Source organism: Rothia mucilaginosa (assembly GCF_001548235.1).
GTDB classification, from domain to species: domain Bacteria; phylum Actinomycetota; class Actinomycetes; order Actinomycetales; family Micrococcaceae; genus Rothia; species Rothia mucilaginosa_B.
Window position 1 is genome coordinate 645,829 of record NZ_AP014938.1, and the last position, 18,083, is coordinate 663,911.

Genomic DNA, 18,083 nt, shown 5'->3' on the forward strand with positions numbered 1-18,083 from the left:
CATGCCCAGGAGGGGCGGTGTTATCCGTAAGCGACATCAGGGTGTCCGAAGCGAAGCGAGGACGGGTGCCCCTGTAGGAGCGTGGATAACACCGTCCTTTTGCGTGCCTCGCGTATCTGCCTCTGCAGGAACAAGGGTGAGTACCGTCTTCCCTCGCCGGTTAGGGATGCGAACGTACAATAAAACTATGTCTAGTACCGTAATTCTTCTGAACGAGCAGAACCCGCAGGGCATCTTCGTTGACCCGTCCGTGCCCCTCATCAGCGTTGATGATCAGGGCTTCACCCGCGGCGACGGCGTCTTCGAGACCATGCTGTCCGTCAACCGTCGCGTGCGTAAGCTCGGCATGCACCTGTCCCGCCTCGAATCCTCGGCGCGCATGCTGGATTTGCCCGACCCGGAACCTGAGATTCTGCGTTCGGCGGTGGAGCGCCTCATGCGTGAGGCGACCGCCGGTGCCGAGACTGCGCTGGGTGAAGAGCACATCGTGAAGATTATTATTTCGCGCGGCCCCACCCAGGCGGTGACTTCCATGCAGCCGGGCCCGTACACGCTGATTATGGCGTCGCCGGTGCCCGCGTCCATTGTGAAGCGCCGTACCGAGGGTGTGAAGGCGATGCTGCTGCCGCGTGGCCACGAGCCGATGGATAACAGCGCCTACCCGTGGCTGCTGGCGGGCGCGAAGACCCTCTCTTACGCGGTGAACATGGCGGTTCTGCGGTATGTGCAGGAGCGCGGTGCGGACGACGCTATCTTCATCACTGATGAGCGTCGCGTGCTTGAGGGCGCCACTTCTTCGGTGCTGGTTGCCAAGATTGAGGACGGCAAGAAGGTGCTGTACACGCCTGAGCCGAGCCACGGCATCCTTCCCGGCACTACGCAGGGCGCGGTGTTCGAGGCGGCACGCCAGGCTGGTTGGGAGCTGGGTTTCGGCCCGCTCTACCCGCAGGATTTGTTCGAGTCGGACGGCGTGTGGCTGGCGTCGTCGGTGCGTCTGATTGCGCCGGTGACTCACCTGAACGGTACGGCGCTGGCGCATGACCCGGAGCTGACCGCTACGCTGCTGAACTACCTGGCGCAGCAGAGCTAAACGCATACGAGAAGGGACGGTATTATCCGAGCGAGGATAATACCGTCCCTTCGTGCTGTCTGAGGTCAAGGACAGGAGGTGCCTGTACCTTCCTGAAGCGACATCAGGGTGCCCGAAGCGAAGCGAGGGCGGGTGCCCCTGTAGGAGCGAAGGAAGAGTACGGGCACCTCCCTACCCACGTCCTAAGTAGAGCTAGGTGCGGAGGAAATATGCGGCACCCCGCCTCCCTGTAGGAGCGAAGGAAGAGTACAAGCGCCTCCCTACTCATGTCCCGAGCGAACTAGCCCCAGAGGAACTGGATTGTACCCGCCGCAATAGATGCACCGTACGCAACAGCAATAATGACGGCGGCGGCAATGCTCACGTGCACGTCACGCGGCGAATAGGACGGCACACGAGCCCAGGTGCGTTCGCCTGCGCCGAAGCCGCGCGCCTCCATGGTGATGGCGAGGCGGGAACCGCGGCGGATAGCCTGCACGAGCAGGGCGAAGCTTTGCCCGCCGAAGGTTTGGGCGCGTCCGGCGAGGGATTGGCCTGCACCGAGTCCGCGGGCGCGTCGTGCCTGGCCGAGGGCGTTCCATTCGGCGAAGAGGATGCCGACGAGGCGCAGGGCGGCGACGGTGGCGAGCACGAACCGGGAGGGTAGTTTGAAGGTTTGTGCGAGGGAGTCGCCGAGGTCGGTCGGGTCGGTGGTGAGCACGAACGCGAGGGTGGGTAGGACCATGGCGAGGGAGCGGATCATCATGGCTGCGCCGACGGCGGCGGAGTCGGTGGTGACGCTGTTGAAGCCGAGGTCGAGGATGGTGGTGCCGGTTTTGGCGCTGAGCATGGCGACGGACCAGCCGGTGGTGATGACGGCGATGAGGATGGGCCAGAAGCGGGCGAGGACGTTGACGGGTCGGAATCCGACGAGGATGAATCCGAGCAGTTCGAGGGCGAAGAGGATTCCGGAGGTGAGGGGGTCGCGCACGATGAGTGCGGCGATGATGAGGGCGAAGGAGACGACGAGCTTGACGCCGGCGTTGAGGTTGCTGAAGTAGCTGGTTCGGTCGATGGTGCCGAAGAAGTCGGTGTTCATGCGTTCTCCTTTCCGGGGGTTGCGATGGCTTCGGAGGGTTCTAGGGCTTCGAGCGTGATGGATTTGCCGCCGAGTGCGGCGGTGTAGTCTTCGTCGTGGGTGATGGAGATGACGGCGGTGCCGCCTGCGAGGAGTTCGCGGATGAGGTCGACGAGTTCTGCCCAGGTTCGTGCGTCTTGGCCGAAGGTGGGTTCGTCGAGAATGAGGATTCGCGGTGCGGTGGCGAGTGCGGAGGCGACGGAGAGCCTGCGTTTTTCGCCGCCGGAGAGGGTGAAGGGGTTGGCGTCGAGCAGGTGGGTGAGGCGCAGGCGGGCCGCCAGCTCGTCGGTGCGTGTGGTGAGCTCGTCTTCGTTGAGGGGTTCGCGGTTGAGTGCGGCGAGTCGGCGGGGGCCGAGTTCGAGTTCTTCGCGTACGGTTCCGCGGATGAATTGGTATTCGGGTTCTTGGAAGACGTAGCCGATGCGGCTGAGCATTTGGGCGGGGGTCCAGGTAGGCACGTCCCAGTGCGCAGTCTGACCGCCGTGATTGCGCAGCGCGTCGGTGGCGGTGAGGGTGCCGTTGGGCGCGGTGAGGAGCCCTGCGAGGGTGAGGGCTAGGGTCGATTTGCCGGCACCGTTGGGGCCGAGCACGCTGAGGTGTTCGCCGGCGTGCAGGGTGAGGTTGATGCCGCCGCGCAGTACGGGCAGGTCGACGGGTGCGGGTGCGGGGGTGTCGCCGAGGCGTTTGATGGTGCGTCGGCGTGCACGTCGCTGCTTGGGGGTGGGTTGTGCGCGGGTGATGCTGAGGTTTTCGGCGCGGAGTAGCGCCTCGCCGTGCTCGCTTTCGCCGCCCACAACATCGCCGGTCTGCGGTGCGCGCGGCACGTAGTTGGGTACCCATACGCCCGCGTCGATGAGTTCTTGGCGTGCTTCGGTGAGTACGGTGTCGGGTGCGCCGTCGTGGGTGATGGTGCCGCCTTCGCCGAGCACGATAATGCGGTCCATGTGCGGCGCCCAGATGCTCACGCGGTGTTCTACGACGAGCAGGGTCGCGCCGGTCGCCTCCGCAGCAGTGAGGATGCTGTCACGCACCTCCTGCACGCCGGAGGGGTCGAGGTTGGCGGTGGGTTCGTCGAGAATCATGGCGCCGGGGTGCATCGAGAGGATGCCCGCCAGGCCGAGGCGCTGTTTCTGTCCGCCGGACAGTGCGCTGCTGGGGTGGTCGAGGGGCAGGTGGTTAAGCCCTACGGCGGTGAGGGCTTCGGTGACGCGGCCCCAGATTTCTTCGCGGGGTACGCGCAGGTTTTCGGGGCCGAACGCTACGTCATTGCCGACGGTTGCCATGACGATGGAGGATTCGGGGTCCTGCTGCATCATGCCTGCGGTACCGCGTGCTTCGGCGGGTGCTTGCCCGTTGATGGTGATGGTGCCGCCGGCGGATTCGCCGTCGTCATCGTGGAGCACACCGGCGATGGCGTGCAGGAGCGTCGATTTGCCGGCGCCGGAGGTGCCCAGTAGCAGGACTTTTTCACCGGGGTTGATGGTGAGGTTGAGTCCGCTGATGACGGGTTCTGGGCGTCCGGGGTGGTGCCAGCTGAAGTTGTTGAGCTCGATGCGCGCCCCGCGCGGTGTTGCTTCCATGATGGTTCCTTAGCCTTTTGTGTGGCTGCTGTTGTGTGCCGAGTGGTGACTCGTGGTGAGTGACTAGCCGGTGGATAGTTGCTGGTGGTTAGCGGCGGGTCTTGCCGGATGCCAGCGAGGAGAGCACACCGGTCTTGGCGAGGTTCTGCACGAGAATCCATGCGAGGAAGCCTGCGATCACTGCGCCGGAGATGACGGCGCACGCTACGTAGATGATTGCCTTGACCGGTTCCATGTCGGGGTAGTAGATGAAGATTTCGTTAACACCCATGAACAGGCCGCTGAGCGCACCGGCGAAGACTGCTACGAATGCGTCCCAGCGACGGTAGCGGAAGATTGCGAAGGCGATTTCAGCGCCAACGCCCTGGAAGAAGCCGGCAATCAGGATTTCACCACTCCACGCGCCGCCGGTGAAGAGCACGGAGATGAATGCTGCGACGATTTCACCGAAGAGTGCCGCACCGGGCTTGCGGATGAGCAGGCCGCTGAGGGTGCCGCCAAGCAGCCATGCGCCGGCGACGATGGGGCGGAATTCGGGTGCTGCTACGAGTGCAGTTTTGGCGGCGGGGCCGACTGCGATGTCCCAGATCCAGAAGATGACGGCGCAGGCTACTGCGATAACTGCGGCGATAACGATTTCGTTGACTCGCCAGCGCAGGTTCGGCTTCTTCGATTCTGCCTGGCTAGATGCCTGGGAGGCGGGGGTTGCGTTCTGTGACATTGGTGATCCTTCCGTCGTTGGAAGGGGAATGTCCTCGCCCTCTGATTGGACGAGGGCATTGAGAAGAAATTCGACTCCCTACGCCGGTACTAACCGGATCAGGTTCGAGGGTCTGCTTAGCACTCTCAGCGCCTCGGTGGCGCTCCCCTGTCGTTTGGGGTTCCTTGTCCGTACCGTTGTGGTGCGGGTGGGAACCCAGGTTCGATTGTAGGCGTGTCTGGCTGTTCGTGCCAATTTGCCGCTTTTTGTTTCGTTCTTCTGCCCACATTACAGAATTGCACGGTGTACAATTTTGGGACGGAGAGGCTCCAAGGCGGCACGAACGCCTTAAACCCTATACGCTAGGGAGTGGCGCTCTTTTCTCACCCAACCCCGAAGGGGTTCCGGGGCGAGACGCCGCATCGTATACAGCTAAGGAGATACACATGAACCCCGTCGCTAAGCTTGCTATTGCGGGTATCAACATGGGCGCAGCAGCCCTGGTCGGTAAGGGTCTGGGCGCAGCCTGGACCAAGGCTACCGGTAACCAGCCTCCCGCCATTTCCCACGACTCTGAAGACACTCTGCGTCAGGTCATCCTCTGGACCGTTCTGACCTCCGTCGTGGGTGCTGTGGTGAGCTTCGGTATTGCTCGCCTGCAGCGTCGTTTCTTCAACTAAGGCTTTGCGCCTTCCGCGCGAAAGTTCATGAACTAGGCGGTACGTATCTCCACTCGGTACGTACCGCCTGGTGTTCCCTCTTCAGCACGCCCGCTCTACTTCAGCAGGTTTCACGCCGCCGCTACGCTGAAGCGCCACCTCGGCATCCGAAAGCACAACTATGACTATTTCTTCTCCCCGCCGTAAGACGAAGGCTCCGCGTAGGGTCGTTGACCACGCGAACAGCCGCCGTTCAGTCGCGTCCTGGGTCATGTGGGATGTTGGTTCGTCGAGCTTCGACTCGATTATGATGACCTTCATCTTCACCGTGTACCTGACCAGTAGCTATTTCGGCACTCCCGAAGAGACCTCCTCGGCGCTGTCTCTGGGTCTGACCATTGCAGGGTTCCTCATTGCGATTCTGGCGCCGGTCACCGGTCAGCGTAACGATAAGTCCGGCAAGGGCATCTTCTGGCTCGGCGTGAACACGCTACTGCTGGTCGCTTCGATGGCGGCGTGCTTCTTCGTGGCTCCCACCCCGCAGTACCTGTGGCTGGGTGTGACCCTGATTTCTGCGGCGAGCGTGTTCAGCGAGTTCGCGTACGTGAACTATAACGCCGTGCTGCCGCGCATCTCTAACCCGGACAATATCGGTAAGATTTCGGGCGCTGGATGGGCTGCCGGCTACATTGGCGGCATCCTGGCGCTGGCTGTGGTGCTGTGGGGTTTTGTGCTTACCCCCGAAGTGCTCGGCCTGACCACCGATAACGCCCTGAACATCCGCGCGGTCGCACTGTTCGCCGCCGCCTGGTGCCTCATCTTCTGCGTGCCTCTGCTGGTGCGTATGCGCACCCGCGAGCGCTTCCTGCCGGAGGTGCTGCCCACCCGCGAATTGCGTTTCCTGGAGCTGGGTCTGGAGCGTTTCTCCCCTGCTCGTCAGGGCGGTCTGCTCGCCTCCTACAAGGCGCTGTGGCGCACCATTAAGCGGCTGAAGATGACGTCCCCGCAGACCCTGTGGTTCCTGATTGCTTCGGCGGTGTTCCGTGATGGTCTGTCCGGTATTTTTACGTTCGGCGGTATTCTTGCGGCGGGCACGTTCGGTTTCAGCACTTCCGAGGTAATCCTGTTCGGTATTGCCGGTAGCGCTGTCGCGGCGGCTGGCGCGATCCTGGGCGGCTACCTGGATGACTACCTGGGACCGAAGGCGATTATTGTTATCTCGCTGGTCGGCATTATCTTGGCGGCTACCCCGCTGATGTTCTTCCCCGAACCGGGCGTGTTCTGGGTATGCGCCCTGCTGTTGTGCCTGTTCGTGGGCCCGGCACAGTCGGCGTCCCGCACCTTCCTGGCGCGTCTGGCGGACCCCGGCACTGAGGGTGAGCTGTTCGGCCTGTACTCGACCACCGGTCGTGCCACCAGCTTCCTGGCGCCGATGCTGTTCGGTCTGTGCGTGAGCATCATGGGCGCGCAGATTTGGGGTGTGCTCGGTATTCTGATCGTTGTGGTGGCGGGTCTGCTCCTGCTGCTGCCGGTGAAGGCGCCCGGTCCGCTGCGTGTGCGTGCGGCTCGCCGCGAGCAGAAGCGTGAGCAGAAGCGCCGCGACAAGGCAGCCCAGTAAGGCGTCGCGGGGCTAAGCGTCCTATAAACCCCCGCAAACGCAACCCTGTAAACGCAAAGGGAGGGGCGGGTAGAAGAATCATCTTCTACCCGCCCCTCCCTTGTGCTTAAGCAGTGCCTATCGAGCAGATCTCAGTAAGCCGCGGTGGCTAGTCCTCCACCACGTCATCCTCATCATCAGAGACAGCGTCCTCAGAAGAATCCAGCGCAATCTGCTGCTCCTCCTCATCCAGAACCTCATCGCCGGTCATCTGAGCCCAGGTCGCGTCATCAATCAGCGGATCATCAATCACACGAACCCACAGCATCGAACCAGCCGCCAGAGCGCTCAGGTTCTCGTCATACGCCTCCGCAGGCAGACCCTCAAAGATCTCAGCCAGACGCGCAAACAGGTCATCGTACGAAATATCGCCCTCAGCCTGCAGCCAGCACTCCGCCGCAAAATCAGACAGCTCATTCAGCTCAGTGTCACACAGCAGCAAGAACGGGCCGTCCTCACCCACACGCACACCCGAAGTACCCGGCATACGAGACACCGCAATCGTACCGTTCAAGAACACACCCGGCAGGTGATCCTCAGCCGTGTACTTCTCCAGCTTCTCAACCTCATCAGCATTCGGCAGCTCACCACCATTCAGCAGATCCTGAACCAGCGGCAGAGTATCCTCAATCTCCGAGTACACCAGGCGCCACACACCACCGCAACGCTCCACCAGCTTAGCCAGCGACACAACACCCTCAGGGTGACGCGCCAAACCCGAGCTCTGCTCACTCAAGAACACCAGAGCCTCATGCAGCGGAACACGCTCAAAATACGGCTCAGAAGCCGACTCATCACGAGAAATGAACACAATACGCGACAGCTCATAGCTGAGGTCATCACGATCAACCACGTTCAAACCCAAATCCACCGGGTTCTGCTGATCCTTCGGCGCATTCGGGTCAACAATCACAGACAGCGGCTTCGGATACGGCGACACAACACCCTCATCCGAAATAATCGCAGTCTCATCCGTCAGGTACGCAAACTTCGAACCCAAGAAACGCGACGCAGTCGTCTTACCGCTACCAGAAACACCCACCAGCGCCACAGCACGCTTCGACTCAGGGTCACCAATAACAGCCGCATGCAGCATCACACCGCGACCAACCAGCTGCTCAATCATCGCCAACGTAATACGGCTCGTCAGATCCTGCATACCCGAATCATCATCAGCCACACGCAGCGTCGAAACCTTATCAAACGAACCCATCAACGGATTCGCCAAATCCATCACCGACTCATCAGTCGGCGCATGAACCAGCATCACCTGATCAAAACGAGACAACGAAGCATACGCCTCATCAGGAGTATCAAAAAACTCCGGAGCAAGAGGCTCCCACGCCTTCTTAAAACGCTCCACAAAAGAGTCCGACATATCAATCAGATACAAAGAAACTTCCGCGCCAGCAACACGCAGAACAACAGGCTTCAGATTCATCAAAAATCCTTAGAGAGTGAGAGATAAAAACCCGCACGCGAGTGAACGCACGAGCACAACAGACGGAAAAACCGCCCAACGCGGGCGCACAAACACACAGCCTGCACACCCGCACCCCAAAAGCGGGAAAGACTAAGACTCCACAGAACCATCCGTCGGAATCATCGTCTGATGAAAATTCAAATAACTACGCGAAGCAGTCGGGCCACGCTGACCCTGGTAACGGTTACCATACGCACCAGAACCATACGGATGCTCAGTCGGGCTACTCAAACGGAAGAAACACAACTGACCAACCTTAGAACCCGGCCACAACATAATCGGCAAAGTCGCCACATTCGACAACTCAAGCGTCACATGCCCAGAAAAACCAGGATCAATAAAACCAGCCGTAGAGTGAGTCAACAAACCCAAACGACCCAACGACGACTTACCCTCCAGACGGGCAGCCACATCATCAGGCAGAGTCACCTTCTCATACGTAGAACCCAACACAAACTCACCCGGATGCAAAATAAACGGCTCATCAGGAGCCACCTCCACCAGGCGCGTCAAATCCTCCTGCGGCTGAGCAGGATCAATATGCGGGTACTTGTGGTTATCGAACAGACGGAAGAAACGATCAATCCTCACGTCCACACTTGCAGGCTGAATCATCGACTCATCGAACGGTTCAAGAACGATGCGCCCATCAGCAATCTCTTGACGAATATCGCGATCTGAAATAAGCACGCTTAAAGGATACCTGGCAAACACCACCCACGTGCAGGCATCCACCAGCCCCAGCACACAGTCCTACATCACATTTCACCTCCGACGCCGGCACACAAACAGCCGCAACACATTTCACCCCCGGCAAGCAAGCGCGATACACTGAAAAAGATGCGGCTGTAGCTCAATGGTAGAGCGCACGCTTCCCAAGCCTGATACGCGGGTTCGATTCCCGTCAGCCGCTCTTCCAGAACCTCTCACTGAATGGTGAGGGGTTTTTATTTTGGGTTGGATGTGGTGGTTAGGCTTGGTTGGACGGGTCGAGGCGGTATGTTCCTTGCTCCTACAGGGAACCCGTCCTCGCTCCGCGTCGGACACCCTGATGTCGCGACGGAACATACCGGCCTCTCCCCTACTAACTCTCTCCCCTTCTCCGGGCAGGTGGAGTAGTGGGTGCGGCTACGCGGTATGGGGGCTAACCGCAGGCGACTCGGCTTGGGAAGAGTGTGCGGGAACGGGGAGGGGGAATACTGGGGTTAGGTACCGCAGACAGCTTGCCGGGGAACAAGATAGGTATTTGGGTGCGGTGGTGAGTCCGTATGGTAGGTCAGGGCCCCTTCCCGAGGGCTCATCGAGACAGGGCTTGTTGTAGCCCCATACGAGCGCGCAGCACAGCTATACCTTCCTGAAGCGACATCAGGGTGCCCGAGCTCTGCGAGGGCGGGTGCCCCTGTAGGAGCGAAGGAAGTGTATAGCGTGCCAAGCGCACACATCAAAAGCGAGCCATCGAACCCGACAGGCTCCCCTACATGAGCGAGGAACGCACCCCGCAAGACATCTCAAAAGTTTGAAGAATGTTCAACTCACTACACAGCTGTGCTAACCTAACCACAGAAATTCAATGAGAGATTTTCTCAAAACATCTACTCGACGACGAATCGTAGACCCGCATGACCCGCGAAACGCACCCCTACACCACCCCCGCACGCCCCCTCGACCTGAACCTCTACCTCGTCACAGGCGACAACCCCCTCGAAACCGTTCGGGCAGCCAAACACGCCACCTGCATCCAAGTCAGGTCCAAGCCCATCAGCGCGCGCGAGCTCTACCAGCTCACCGAAGCTATCGCCGGCATCATCCAGCCGCACCAGACGCTCCTCGTCGACGACCGTGTTGATGTCGCTCTCGCATTGCGTGCCTGCGGCGTGCGCGTTGACGGCGTGCACATCGGTCAAGACGACCTGCCCGTAGCCGACGCCCGCGCCCTCCTCGGCGCCGAGGCAATCATCGGTCTGACCACCGGCACCCGGCAGCTCGTCGAAGAGTCCAACAAGATCGCGCACCTGATCGACTACATCGGCACCGGGCCGTTCCGCCCCAGCCCCACCAAGCAGTCCAACCGCCCGCCCCTCGGCATTGATGGGCTCCGCGAACTTGCCGAACTGTCCGCCGTACCCACCGTAGCTATCGGCGACATCACCCCCGAAGACTGCCCCGCCATCCGCACCACCGGAGTTGCCGGAATCGCCATGGTCCGCGCCTTCGTCGACAATCCCTCGCTGAAGGCATAGCCATGACCATCACCATCATTGGCGGCGGAATCATTGGCCTCACCACCGCGTTTGAGCTCACCGAACGCGGCGAAAGTGTGCACCTCATCGACGCCGAAACCAGCGACTACGGCACCGCCGACGACGGCACGGCGCTCTACCCCGCAGCCAGCCACTACGCCGGCGGTATGCTCGCGCCCATCGCAGAAGTGCAATTCCAGCAGGACGCGCTCTTCCCGCTCATGACCGCCAGCGCCGACGCCTACCCCTCCCTCATGGAGCGGCTGCGCCGCGCCACCGACCTGCCCACCGGCTACGACACCACCGGCACGCTCATTGTCGCAGCCGACCGCGCCGACGCCGAGCACCTGCAACGCACTCGCGCCTACTACCGGGACATGAACCGCCCCGCAGATGCCGTCACCCCCACGCAGGCGCGCGCCCTCGAACCGCTCCTGGCGCCGCGTATTGCCGGTGCCGTGAGCATCCCTAGCGACCATCAGCTGCACCCGCGGCTCATGAGGCGCTCCCTCAAAGACGCCCTCACCCGCCGCGGCGTCACCTTCAGCACCGAACGGGTCACCGACCCGGATGCGGGCGACATTATCTGCACCGGACTAGGGGCAACACTGCACGGGGATTACCCACTACGCCCCGTCTACGGGGACATTCTGCGCCTGCGCGCCCCGCGCCCCATCCTCAAGCACGTGGTGCGCGGCTACGTGAACTCCCGCCCCGTCTACCTCATCCCCCGACCCGACGGGGAGCTGTGCATCGGCGCAACCAGCCGCGAAGACCACCGCACGCTACCCGCCATCGACGGCGTACACCAGCTGCTACGTGACGCGATCCGCCTGGTGCCCGCCGTTGAAGAGTGCGAGCTTCTGGAGGCGAACGTCGGCGCCCGCCCCGGCACCCCGGACGACCTGCCCATCTTCGGGCACCGCACCCGTGCCGACGGCACCCGCCAGCTCGTGTCCACGGGCTATTTCCGCCACGGCATTCTGCTTGCCGCGCTCGCCAGCAAGGTCGGTGCGGAGGTTGCCTGCGGGGCTGAGATTCCGCCCATCATGCAGGCGTGCGACCCGGCACGATTCACCCACTAAACACATTCCCCGCCGGGTGCACCCGGCGCCCTCCCGAAAGGATTCCGCATGATCATCACCTACAACGGCGAGCCGCTCACCACCAACGCCCCCACCGTATTTGACCTTGTCATGGACCAGTTTGGTACCGAAAATGGCGTGGCTGTGGCACTCAACCGCAGTATTGTGCCGCGTTCCACGTGGCTGGATGTGCCGCTGCACGAGGGCGACAGGGTGGATGCCCTCACTGCTGTTCAGGGTGGCTAATACCCCTCCAGAAAAAGAATATACGTTCTACATATTGGGTGGGTGTGTACGCCATACACACCCACCGCATCGTTCCCACAGAGGAGAACTCATGAGCCTCACACCGCTCACCATCGGTGACCGCACCTTCACCTCCCGCCTCATCATGGGTTCCGGAGGCGCAACCAGCATGGACCTGCTCGAGCAGGCACTCATCGCCTCCGGCACCGAAATGACGACCGTTGCCATGCGCCGTCATGCCGCAGGCACCCCCATTTTTCCGCTTCTGCAGAAGCTCAATATTGCGCCGCTGCCCAATACCGCCGGGTGCCGCACCGCAGCTGATGCAGTCATGACCGCGATGCTTGCCCGCGAGGCGCTGGGCACGTCCTGGGTGAAGGTCGAGATTATCCACGACGAAGACACCCTGCTGCCGGACACCGTGGAGCTGTTGAGCGCTTGCGAGCAGCTGGTCGCGGAGGATTTCACGGTGCTCGCGTACACTTCTGACGACCCGGTGGCTGCCGCTCGCCTGGAGGATGCGGGCGTTGCCGCGGTTATGCCGTTGGGTGCGCCGATTGGTACTGGTTTGGGCATTTTGAACCCGCACAATATTGAGCTGATTGCTTCCCGCGCGCAGGTTCCGGTGGTTCTGGATGCCGGCGTGGGTACCGCTTCGGATGCCGCCTTGGCGATGGAGCTGGGTTGTGATGCGGTGTTGTTGGCGTCGGCGGTGAATCGTGCTGAGGATCCGGTGGCGATGGCTCAGGCGATGAAGTTTGCGGTGCAGGCGGGCGCGTTGGCGCGTGAGGCTGGCCGTATTCCGGTGCGTGAGCACGCGAAGGCGTCGTCGCCGTCGGAGGGTTTTGTCTCGTGGATGTAAACCTTGCCCCTACCCCGGTGAATCCGGAGCATGCGCGTCTGGATCGCGAGCGCACGGATCGTCAGCGTCGTCTGCCGGGCTTTGATCAGGATGCGGTGGCGGCTGCACGCGTGTTGGTGATTGGTGCTGGTGGTTTGGGTTGTCCGGTGGTGCAGGCGTTGGCGGCGGCTGGTGTGGGGTATCTGCATATTGTGGATTCTGATTCGGTGGAGTTGTCGAATATTCAGCGTCAGCCGCTTTTTGGTGTGTCTGATGTGGGTGAGTCGAAGGCGGAGGTTGCGGCGCGCCGTGCTTTGGAGTTGTGCCCGTCGTTGACGGTTGAGACGTCGGTGCGGCATGTGGATGCGTCCTGGATTTTGGATCTTTTCGCCGCGTCGGCGCCGGATTGTGTGGTGGATTGTACGGACACCTTTGCGTCGAAGTATCTGATTGCGGATGCGGCGCAGGTTGCGGGTCTGCCGCTGGTGTGGGGCACGGTTTTGCGTTTTGGCGGTTCGGTGAGTCTTTTTGAGCCGGATGGCGCGCATTTGCGTGATATTTTTCCGACGATTCCGCAGACGGTGGAGTCGTGTGCGCTTGCCGGGGTGTTGGGTGCGACGACGGCTGTGGTTGGTTCGCTGATGGCGACGGAGGTGCTCAAGTTTATGAGTGGTTTGCCGACGGCGGCGGGCACTCTGCTGACGTATGATGCCTTGTCGGGTACGTGTACGTCGTTTGGGGCGGTGCCGGATCCGGCGCGTGTGGTGCCGGTGGATTTGTCGGCGCATGAGGTCCCGCAGGTTCTGCTGGATGTGCGTGAGGCGCCCGAGCGTGAGGAGTCGGTGAAGCATGAGGGTTCGCTGCATGTGCCGCTATCGCGGCTGAGCGACGCTGAGGGATCCCTGCTGCCGGCATCCGACGTGCCCGCGGAGCTGCTGAGCCTGTTCGAGTCGGTGCGTGATCAGCGGGTCGGCGTTTTCTGCGCCTCGGGTGCGCGAGCGCAGCGTTTTGTGCAGGCGTATGCGGAGCTGGCGGGCGAGTACGGGGTGCGCCTGACGGCTATCTAGCGCACCCAGGCGCTAAGAGCCTCGATATGAGGAAGGCGGTATCGCCCGTAGTGACATCAGGGTGCCCGAGCTCTGCGAGGGCGGGTTCCCTGTAGGAACGAGGGCGCATACCACGCCCGGTCGCTAAGAGCCCCGATACGAGGAACGAGCGCCTCGACATCTCGACATAAGGAAAGCGGTATCGTCCGTAGTGACATCAGGGTGCCCGAAGCGAAGCGAGGGCGGGTCCCCTGCAGGAACGAGGGCGCATACCGCATTCCGTTTAACTTGTAGAGCATAGCTCGTAGAGACGATTCCCCATGTGCAGGGCGTAAAATCGTGTATAACACGGCGGCACGTCGCGCGGTTTGTTCTGCCTAAAAACTGCCGGTGCCGCCTCCTGTTTTCGCACACTCACTCTAGGAGTTTTATGCTCACCGTCTCTACTGTGCCGCTTGTTTTGTGTACGGCACTTGTTGCGTTGACTTTGTTGATTAGCGGTATTGCTAAGGCGAAGGACCCGCAGAGTACCGTGACCGGTATTCAGAATCTTGGTTTGGAGAAGATTGCGCCGACTCGTGCGGTGTCGCTGGTCCTGCCGTGGTTTGAGATTGTTGTGGCGGCGGTGCTGTTGTTGTCGCCGGTGCGTTTGCCTGTTGTGATTGCTTCGGGTTTGGCGTTGATTCTGATGCTGTTCTACACGGTGGTGATTGCGCGCGCGTTGGCGACGGGTCGTACTGGAAGTTGTAATTGTTTCGGTTCTGAGTCGAATGCGCCGGTGAGCCGTTATACGCTGGTCCGTAATATTGCGTTGCTGTTGGCGGCGGCTGGCGCGCATGCGAGCGCGTTGAGGGGCGGCACGGGTGTTGTGTCGACTCTGCTGGGTCTGGGTAATAGCGGCTGGACTTGGGTTATTGGTGCGGCGCTGATTGCTGTAACGCTGGAGGCTGTTCGCCGCGGTGACGCCCTGGCGCAGCCGGAGCCGCAGGCTCAGGTGATTTTGCCGGAGCCGGTGTACGACGAGAACGGCGAGGAGCAGTATGTTCGTATGCCGATTCCGCATGCCGCGCTGTATTTGGAGAATGGTCGTCACACGAATCTGCGTGCATTGGCTAAGAATCAGGCGCGTGTGCTGGTGTTTGTGTCGGCGACGTGTGTTGGTTGCGTGAAGTTTTTGAAGACGATGGCTTCGTGGCAGGAGCGTCTACCGCAGGTGGCGTTGCATCCGGTGTATTCGAGTCTTGAGTCGTTGCAGACTTCGCGTAATGCGGGTACGTTGCCGGAGGGTTTGACTCCGCTGATTGACCGTGAGGCGGGTGCGCGCGCGAATTTCGGTAACGGTGTGCCGTTGGCTGTGGTGTTGGGTGCTGATGGTCTGCTTGCTGGCGGCCCGGTGGCTGGTAATGAGCAGGTTGAGGCGTTGCTGACCGATATTGAGGAGCAGTTCGCTGAGGCTGCTCGTCTGGCTGAGGAGGAGCGTCAGGAGCAGATGCGTAAGGCGTTTGCTGAGGAGACGTCGAATACTAGCGGCGATCACCTCTAACCGCTCCCCTGTAGCTTCTCTGTGGCGCCCCAGCCTTTCGCGCTGCCCCGGTAGCCCCGTCCTGCTCTTAGTCTGTCCTTACCGGCAGACGCCGGGTGGGGCTATGCTAGAACGTAGCGCACACACCGCTTATATGCCGCAGTCACCGTGCCTGGTGGCTGTTGGCGCATCCTCAACCCTGTCTAAGGAGTTTTTATGGCAATGATGAGTTTCAGCGCTCCTGCTGAGCGTGATAAGTCCCTGTGGCTGATCAAGAAGGAGAGCAACCCGAATCATTCTCAGTGGTACATTGACCGTTTTAAGGCGATGGAGGCTGAGGGTAACGACATTGCGGGTGAGTCTCGTCTGTTGGATGCTATGGCTTCTCGTGGCGCGAAGATCCTTGATGCGGGTTCCGGTCCCGGTCGTGTGGGTAAGCAGCTGCACGCGCTGGGTCACCGTGTGACGGGTGTGGATATTGATCCTGAGCTGATTGAGGAGGCGCGCCGCGTCTGCCCGGATGCTACCTGGATTACCGCCGATTTGGTAGATTTGCCGGAGGTGCTGGGCATTGAGGGCGATGCTACGGCGGAGAACGGTTTTGAGCTGCTGGTGTGTGCGGGTAATGTGATGGGCTTCTTGGCTCGTTCGACTCGTAAGCCGGTGGTTGAGAATTTCCGTCGCGTGTTGGCGCCGGGTGGCCGTGCGGTGGTTGGTTATGGTTCGGGTCCGGGCCGTGATTATGCGTTTGAGCAGTTCCTCGCTGATGCCCGCGAGGTTGGTTTGAACGTGGATAACACGTACTCTTCGTGGCAGCTGCACCCGTTTGTGGAGGGCTCTTCGGAGTATTTGGTGGCGGTCCTGTCGCGCCCGGTGAGCTAGGCTCGCATCTACATCTAGCGCGTAGCGCGTCAACTAGCGCGTAGCACGTCTTGAGTTAGGCATGCAAAAGGCCCGGCGCCTGCCCCGTGTGGGGTAGGTGCCGGGCCTTTGCGCGTTCGGAAGATACGCGTCCGAAAAGAAGCACCGGTGATGATTGGGTGTTCTAGTGGATGAGGTAGATGGTGCGGGCGAGTTCTTCGGGCATGAAGGATGCCGCAAAGAGAATCACCACGACGATGACGGCGAGTGCGGTCATGAGGCTGGAGCGCCAGCCGGGGTGTAGTTCGTTGAAGGTGATGAGTCCCTTGTGTTCTTTGTCCATGTTGACCACGTTGATCTGTTTGTAGATGGTGGTCTGGGCGGAGAGTTTGGAGGAGACTTCTCGCATGGTTTTGCCGTCCCAGACGCGGCCGTCGATGCGCATGAGCTGTTTGCCGTCTTTGTCGACGGCCCACATGGCGGGGAAGCTGCGGTAGCGTAGGCGGCCGGCGACGGTTTTGAGTTTCTGGCCGTAGGCTTTTTTGGGGTAGAGCTTTTCGACGAAGATGGTGTGGTCGATGTTTTCCAGCGGTACGGCGAACCAGCCGAAGGTGCGTGCGCGGAGCACGTGGGTTTTGGTGATGACGATGATGGTAGGTTTGAGGACTGAGTAGAGGTTGACGCCTGCGATGGTGCCGATGAGCAGTACGAGGATGGTGTACGGCAGGGCGGGTCGCTTGTAGAAGATGAAGGCGAGCGCGGCGAGTAGCACGATGGTGCCGGGGAGTGCCGCTTCGATGCGCCTGCCGTAGGAGCGCATGCGGGGGTGGAATAGTTCTTTGACTTCGCCGTATTTGGCGGGGACTTCGTGAGCGCGTTCTGCCATATACACAACTTTAGTGTGTGCGGTGCGTGAAACCTAGCGGACTACCTGCGTTACTCTGGTTCTATGCGTAATTTTTCTCCCGTGGAGCGGGTCCTGGCAATGTGGATGGTCGGTGTTGTGGTGGCGGTTTCTGTGGCTGCTGCGGCGCTGGTTATGACGAATAAGCTGGTGTATGGTCCGACGGGTCAGGTGCGGGAGTATTTTCATGCGTTGCGTACGGGTAATGGTTCGTATGCGCGTGGTTTGTTGGGTGCGCAGATTCCTGAGGGTGACGCGTCGCTGCTGGATGGGGATGCTTTGAGGCGTTCGGTGTCTTCGTTGGGTGAGGTGTCGTATGAGGTGGTGGAGACCAGCGAGGATGGTGAGCATGCGACGGTGCGTGCGTCCTATACGTTGGAGGGTTCGCAGCAGCATACGGATTTTCGTTTGCACCGTTCGGGTACGCATTGGGGATTTTTTGATAAGTGGGCTATTGATGAGGCGTCTTTGCCGTCGGTGAAGGTGAATATTCAGGGTGTGGAGGCTGCGACGATTAATAACCGTAAGGTTGCGGTGGATCGTGGTTCTGCGTCGTTCCCGGTGTTTTACCCTGGCGTGTATGCGGTGTCGTATGATTCGACGGTTTATACGGCGCAGAAGGTGAATGAGGTGGTGACTGCGCAGGATGCGAATCATTCGGTGCGTATGGAGTTAAAGCCGAGTGATAATGCGTTGGCGTCGGTGAAGGAGCAGGTGCAGGATCATTTGAAGAAGTGCACGCAGCAGAGCACTCTTTATCCTGGTGGGTGCCCTTTTGAGTATGCGTTTACGGGCCGTGTGGATTCTGAGGTGAAGTGGTCTGTGGAGAAGGTGGCGGATCCGCAGGTGAGTGTGAGTTCGGCGGGTGTGTGGTCGTTGAAGCCGATGTCGGGTACGGCGAAGGTGTCGTTTACTCAGTTGGATTTGTATACGGGTGCGCGTTCGCAGGTGCAGAAGGAGATTCCGTTTACGTTGAAGGCGTCGGTGGAGGCGGATGCGAAGGCGGTCCGAGTCTCTTTCTAAGGACTAACAACGAGAGCCAGTATGCTCTG

17 protein-coding genes, 1 tRNA gene and 1 riboswitch are annotated in these 18,083 nt (G+C 60.7%); of the genes, 12 read left to right on the plus strand and 6 right to left on the minus strand.

Annotated features, from left to right (window positions below):
* Positions 1 to 187 precede the first annotated feature (187 nt).
* The gene (locus RM6536_RS02445) at positions 188 to 1,090 is read left to right on the plus strand and encodes an aminotransferase class IV (RefSeq protein ID WP_005509006.1); all 903 of its coding nucleotides are present in this window, start codon (positions 188 to 190) and stop codon (positions 1,088 to 1,090) included.
* 280 nt (positions 1,091 to 1,370) lie between these two features.
* Here RM6536_RS02445 and RM6536_RS02450 read toward each other — a convergent pair whose 3' ends face one another.
* The 3 genes from RM6536_RS02450 to RM6536_RS02460 all read right to left on the minus strand — a co-directional run bounded on the left by RM6536_RS02450 (position 1,371) and on the right by RM6536_RS02460 (position 4,508).
* Positions 1,371 to 2,168 carry an energy-coupling factor transporter transmembrane component T family protein gene (locus RM6536_RS02450; protein ID WP_060823900.1) on the minus strand — a complete coding sequence of 266 codons (798 nt, stop codon included), beginning with the start codon at positions 2,166 to 2,168 and terminating at the stop codon, positions 1,371 to 1,373.
* Complete coding sequence (locus RM6536_RS02455) at positions 2,165 to 3,787, minus strand: ABC transporter ATP-binding protein (protein WP_060823901.1); 1,623 nt, start codon at positions 3,785 to 3,787, stop codon at positions 2,165 to 2,167. Before RM6536_RS02455 ends, RM6536_RS02450 begins: the two co-directional genes overlap by 4 nt.
* An 88-nt stretch (positions 3,788 to 3,875) precedes the next feature.
* Positions 3,876 to 4,508 (minus strand): ECF transporter S component, encoded by a 633-nt coding sequence (locus RM6536_RS02460; protein WP_049350529.1) that lies wholly within the window; start codon positions 4,506 to 4,508, stop codon positions 3,876 to 3,878.
* 58 nt (positions 4,509 to 4,566) lie between these two features.
* Positions 4,567 to 4,667, minus strand: a riboswitch (TPP riboswitch).
* A gap of 266 nt (positions 4,668 to 4,933) precedes the next feature.
* On the opposite strand from RM6536_RS02460, the gene RM6536_RS02465 reads away from it, so the two are divergent.
* Both RM6536_RS02465 and RM6536_RS02470 read left to right on the plus strand, forming a co-directional pair.
* Positions 4,934 to 5,167, plus strand: coding sequence for a DUF4235 domain-containing protein (locus RM6536_RS02465; RefSeq protein WP_049340557.1), 234 nt, complete (start codon positions 4,934 to 4,936; stop codon positions 5,165 to 5,167).
* Between the two features lie 160 nt (positions 5,168 to 5,327).
* Positions 5,328 to 6,764, plus strand: a complete 1,437-nt coding sequence (locus tag RM6536_RS02470; protein WP_060823902.1) for an MFS transporter — start codon at positions 5,328 to 5,330, stop codon at positions 6,762 to 6,764.
* 148 nt (positions 6,765 to 6,912) lie between these two features.
* Here RM6536_RS02470 and RM6536_RS02475 read toward each other — a convergent pair whose 3' ends face one another.
* Together RM6536_RS02475 and dcd are read right to left on the minus strand one after the other, a co-directional pair.
* A complete protein-coding gene (locus RM6536_RS02475) occupies positions 6,913 to 8,244 on the minus strand; it encodes a septin family protein (protein WP_060823903.1) in 1,332 nt (443 codons plus the stop codon).
* 132 nt (positions 8,245 to 8,376) lie between these two features.
* Entirely contained in the window at positions 8,377 to 8,976 is a 600-nt protein-coding gene (gene dcd / locus RM6536_RS02480) for a dCTP deaminase (protein WP_049359310.1), read from the minus strand.
* Between the two features lie 152 nt (positions 8,977 to 9,128).
* Between dcd and RM6536_RS02485 the strand changes: the two genes are divergently transcribed.
* The 8 genes from RM6536_RS02485 to RM6536_RS02520 all read left to right on the plus strand — a co-directional run bounded on the left by RM6536_RS02485 (position 9,129) and on the right by RM6536_RS02520 (position 16,148).
* Positions 9,129 to 9,199 (plus strand) — tRNA-Gly (locus RM6536_RS02485).
* Positions 9,200 to 9,905: 706 nt separating this feature from the next.
* Positions 9,906 to 10,526 carry a thiamine phosphate synthase gene (locus RM6536_RS02490; RefSeq protein ID WP_060823904.1) on the plus strand — a complete coding sequence of 207 codons (621 nt, stop codon included), beginning with the start codon at positions 9,906 to 9,908 and terminating at the stop codon, positions 10,524 to 10,526.
* 2 nt (positions 10,527 to 10,528) lie between these two features.
* Entirely contained in the window at positions 10,529 to 11,611 is a 1,083-nt protein-coding gene (gene thiO / locus RM6536_RS02495) for a glycine oxidase ThiO (protein WP_060823905.1), read from the plus strand.
* A gap of 48 nt (positions 11,612 to 11,659) precedes the next feature.
* Entirely contained in the window at positions 11,660 to 11,857 is a 198-nt protein-coding gene (thiS, locus tag RM6536_RS02500; RefSeq protein WP_060823906.1) for a sulfur carrier protein ThiS, read from the plus strand.
* A gap of 91 nt (positions 11,858 to 11,948) precedes the next feature.
* Positions 11,949 to 12,719, plus strand: a complete 771-nt coding sequence (locus RM6536_RS02505; RefSeq protein WP_060823907.1) for a thiazole synthase — start codon at positions 11,949 to 11,951, stop codon at positions 12,717 to 12,719.
* Complete coding sequence (locus RM6536_RS02510; protein ID WP_060823908.1) at positions 12,710 to 13,765, plus strand: ThiF family adenylyltransferase; 1,056 nt, start codon at positions 12,710 to 12,712, stop codon at positions 13,763 to 13,765. The genes RM6536_RS02505 and RM6536_RS02510 overlap by 10 nt, the downstream gene beginning before the upstream one ends.
* 409 nt (positions 13,766 to 14,174) lie before the next feature.
* Complete coding sequence (locus RM6536_RS02515; protein ID WP_060823909.1) at positions 14,175 to 15,287, plus strand: MauE/DoxX family redox-associated membrane protein; 1,113 nt, start codon at positions 14,175 to 14,177, stop codon at positions 15,285 to 15,287.
* 195 nt (positions 15,288 to 15,482) lie between these two features.
* A complete protein-coding gene (locus RM6536_RS02520) occupies positions 15,483 to 16,148 on the plus strand; it encodes a class I SAM-dependent methyltransferase (protein WP_060823910.1) in 666 nt (221 codons plus the stop codon).
* A 163-nt stretch (positions 16,149 to 16,311) separates the two neighbouring features.
* Here RM6536_RS02520 and RM6536_RS02525 read toward each other — a convergent pair whose 3' ends face one another.
* The gene (locus tag RM6536_RS02525; RefSeq protein ID WP_060823911.1) at positions 16,312 to 17,013 is read right to left on the minus strand and encodes a hypothetical protein; all 702 of its coding nucleotides are present in this window, start codon (positions 17,011 to 17,013) and stop codon (positions 16,312 to 16,314) included.
* 63 nt (positions 17,014 to 17,076) lie between these two features.
* Between RM6536_RS02525 and RM6536_RS02530 the strand changes: the two genes are divergently transcribed.
* Complete coding sequence (locus tag RM6536_RS02530) at positions 17,077 to 18,054, plus strand: hypothetical protein (RefSeq protein ID WP_060823912.1); 978 nt, start codon at positions 17,077 to 17,079, stop codon at positions 18,052 to 18,054.
* The last annotated feature ends 29 nt before the right edge of the window (positions 18,055 to 18,083 follow it).

What these genes read in the sequence shown, in the direction of transcription:
- RM6536_RS02445 (WP_005509006.1), top strand. Translation starts at nt 188, where the DNA reads ATGTCTAGTACCGTAATTCTTCTGAACGAGCAGAACCCGCAGGGCATC.
- RM6536_RS02450 (WP_060823900.1), bottom strand. Translation starts at nt 2,168, where the DNA reads ATGAACACCGACTTCTTCGGCACCATCGACCGAACCAGCTACTTCAGC.
- RM6536_RS02455 (WP_060823901.1), bottom strand. Translation starts at nt 3,787, where the DNA reads ATGGAAGCAACACCGCGCGGGGCGCGCATCGAGCTCAACAACTTCAGC.
- RM6536_RS02460 (WP_049350529.1), bottom strand. Translation starts at nt 4,508, where the DNA reads ATGTCACAGAACGCAACCCCCGCCTCCCAGGCATCTAGCCAGGCAGAA.
- RM6536_RS02465 (WP_049340557.1), top strand. Translation starts at nt 4,934, where the DNA reads ATGAACCCCGTCGCTAAGCTTGCTATTGCGGGTATCAACATGGGCGCA.
- RM6536_RS02470 (WP_060823902.1), top strand. Translation starts at nt 5,328, where the DNA reads ATGACTATTTCTTCTCCCCGCCGTAAGACGAAGGCTCCGCGTAGGGTC.
- RM6536_RS02475 (WP_060823903.1), bottom strand. Translation starts at nt 8,244, where the DNA reads ATGAATCTGAAGCCTGTTGTTCTGCGTGTTGCTGGCGCGGAAGTTTCT.
- RM6536_RS02490 (WP_060823904.1), top strand. Translation starts at nt 9,906, where the DNA reads ATGACCCGCGAAACGCACCCCTACACCACCCCCGCACGCCCCCTCGAC.
- thiO (WP_060823905.1), top strand. Translation starts at nt 10,529, where the DNA reads ATGACCATCACCATCATTGGCGGCGGAATCATTGGCCTCACCACCGCG.
- thiS (WP_060823906.1), top strand. Translation starts at nt 11,660, where the DNA reads ATGATCATCACCTACAACGGCGAGCCGCTCACCACCAACGCCCCCACC.
- RM6536_RS02505 (WP_060823907.1), top strand. Translation starts at nt 11,949, where the DNA reads ATGAGCCTCACACCGCTCACCATCGGTGACCGCACCTTCACCTCCCGC.
- RM6536_RS02515 (WP_060823909.1), top strand. Translation starts at nt 14,175, where the DNA reads ATGCTCACCGTCTCTACTGTGCCGCTTGTTTTGTGTACGGCACTTGTT.
- RM6536_RS02520 (WP_060823910.1), top strand. Translation starts at nt 15,483, where the DNA reads ATGGCAATGATGAGTTTCAGCGCTCCTGCTGAGCGTGATAAGTCCCTG.
- RM6536_RS02525 (WP_060823911.1), bottom strand. Translation starts at nt 17,013, where the DNA reads ATGGCAGAACGCGCTCACGAAGTCCCCGCCAAATACGGCGAAGTCAAA.
- RM6536_RS02530 (WP_060823912.1), top strand. Translation starts at nt 17,077, where the DNA reads ATGCGTAATTTTTCTCCCGTGGAGCGGGTCCTGGCAATGTGGATGGTC.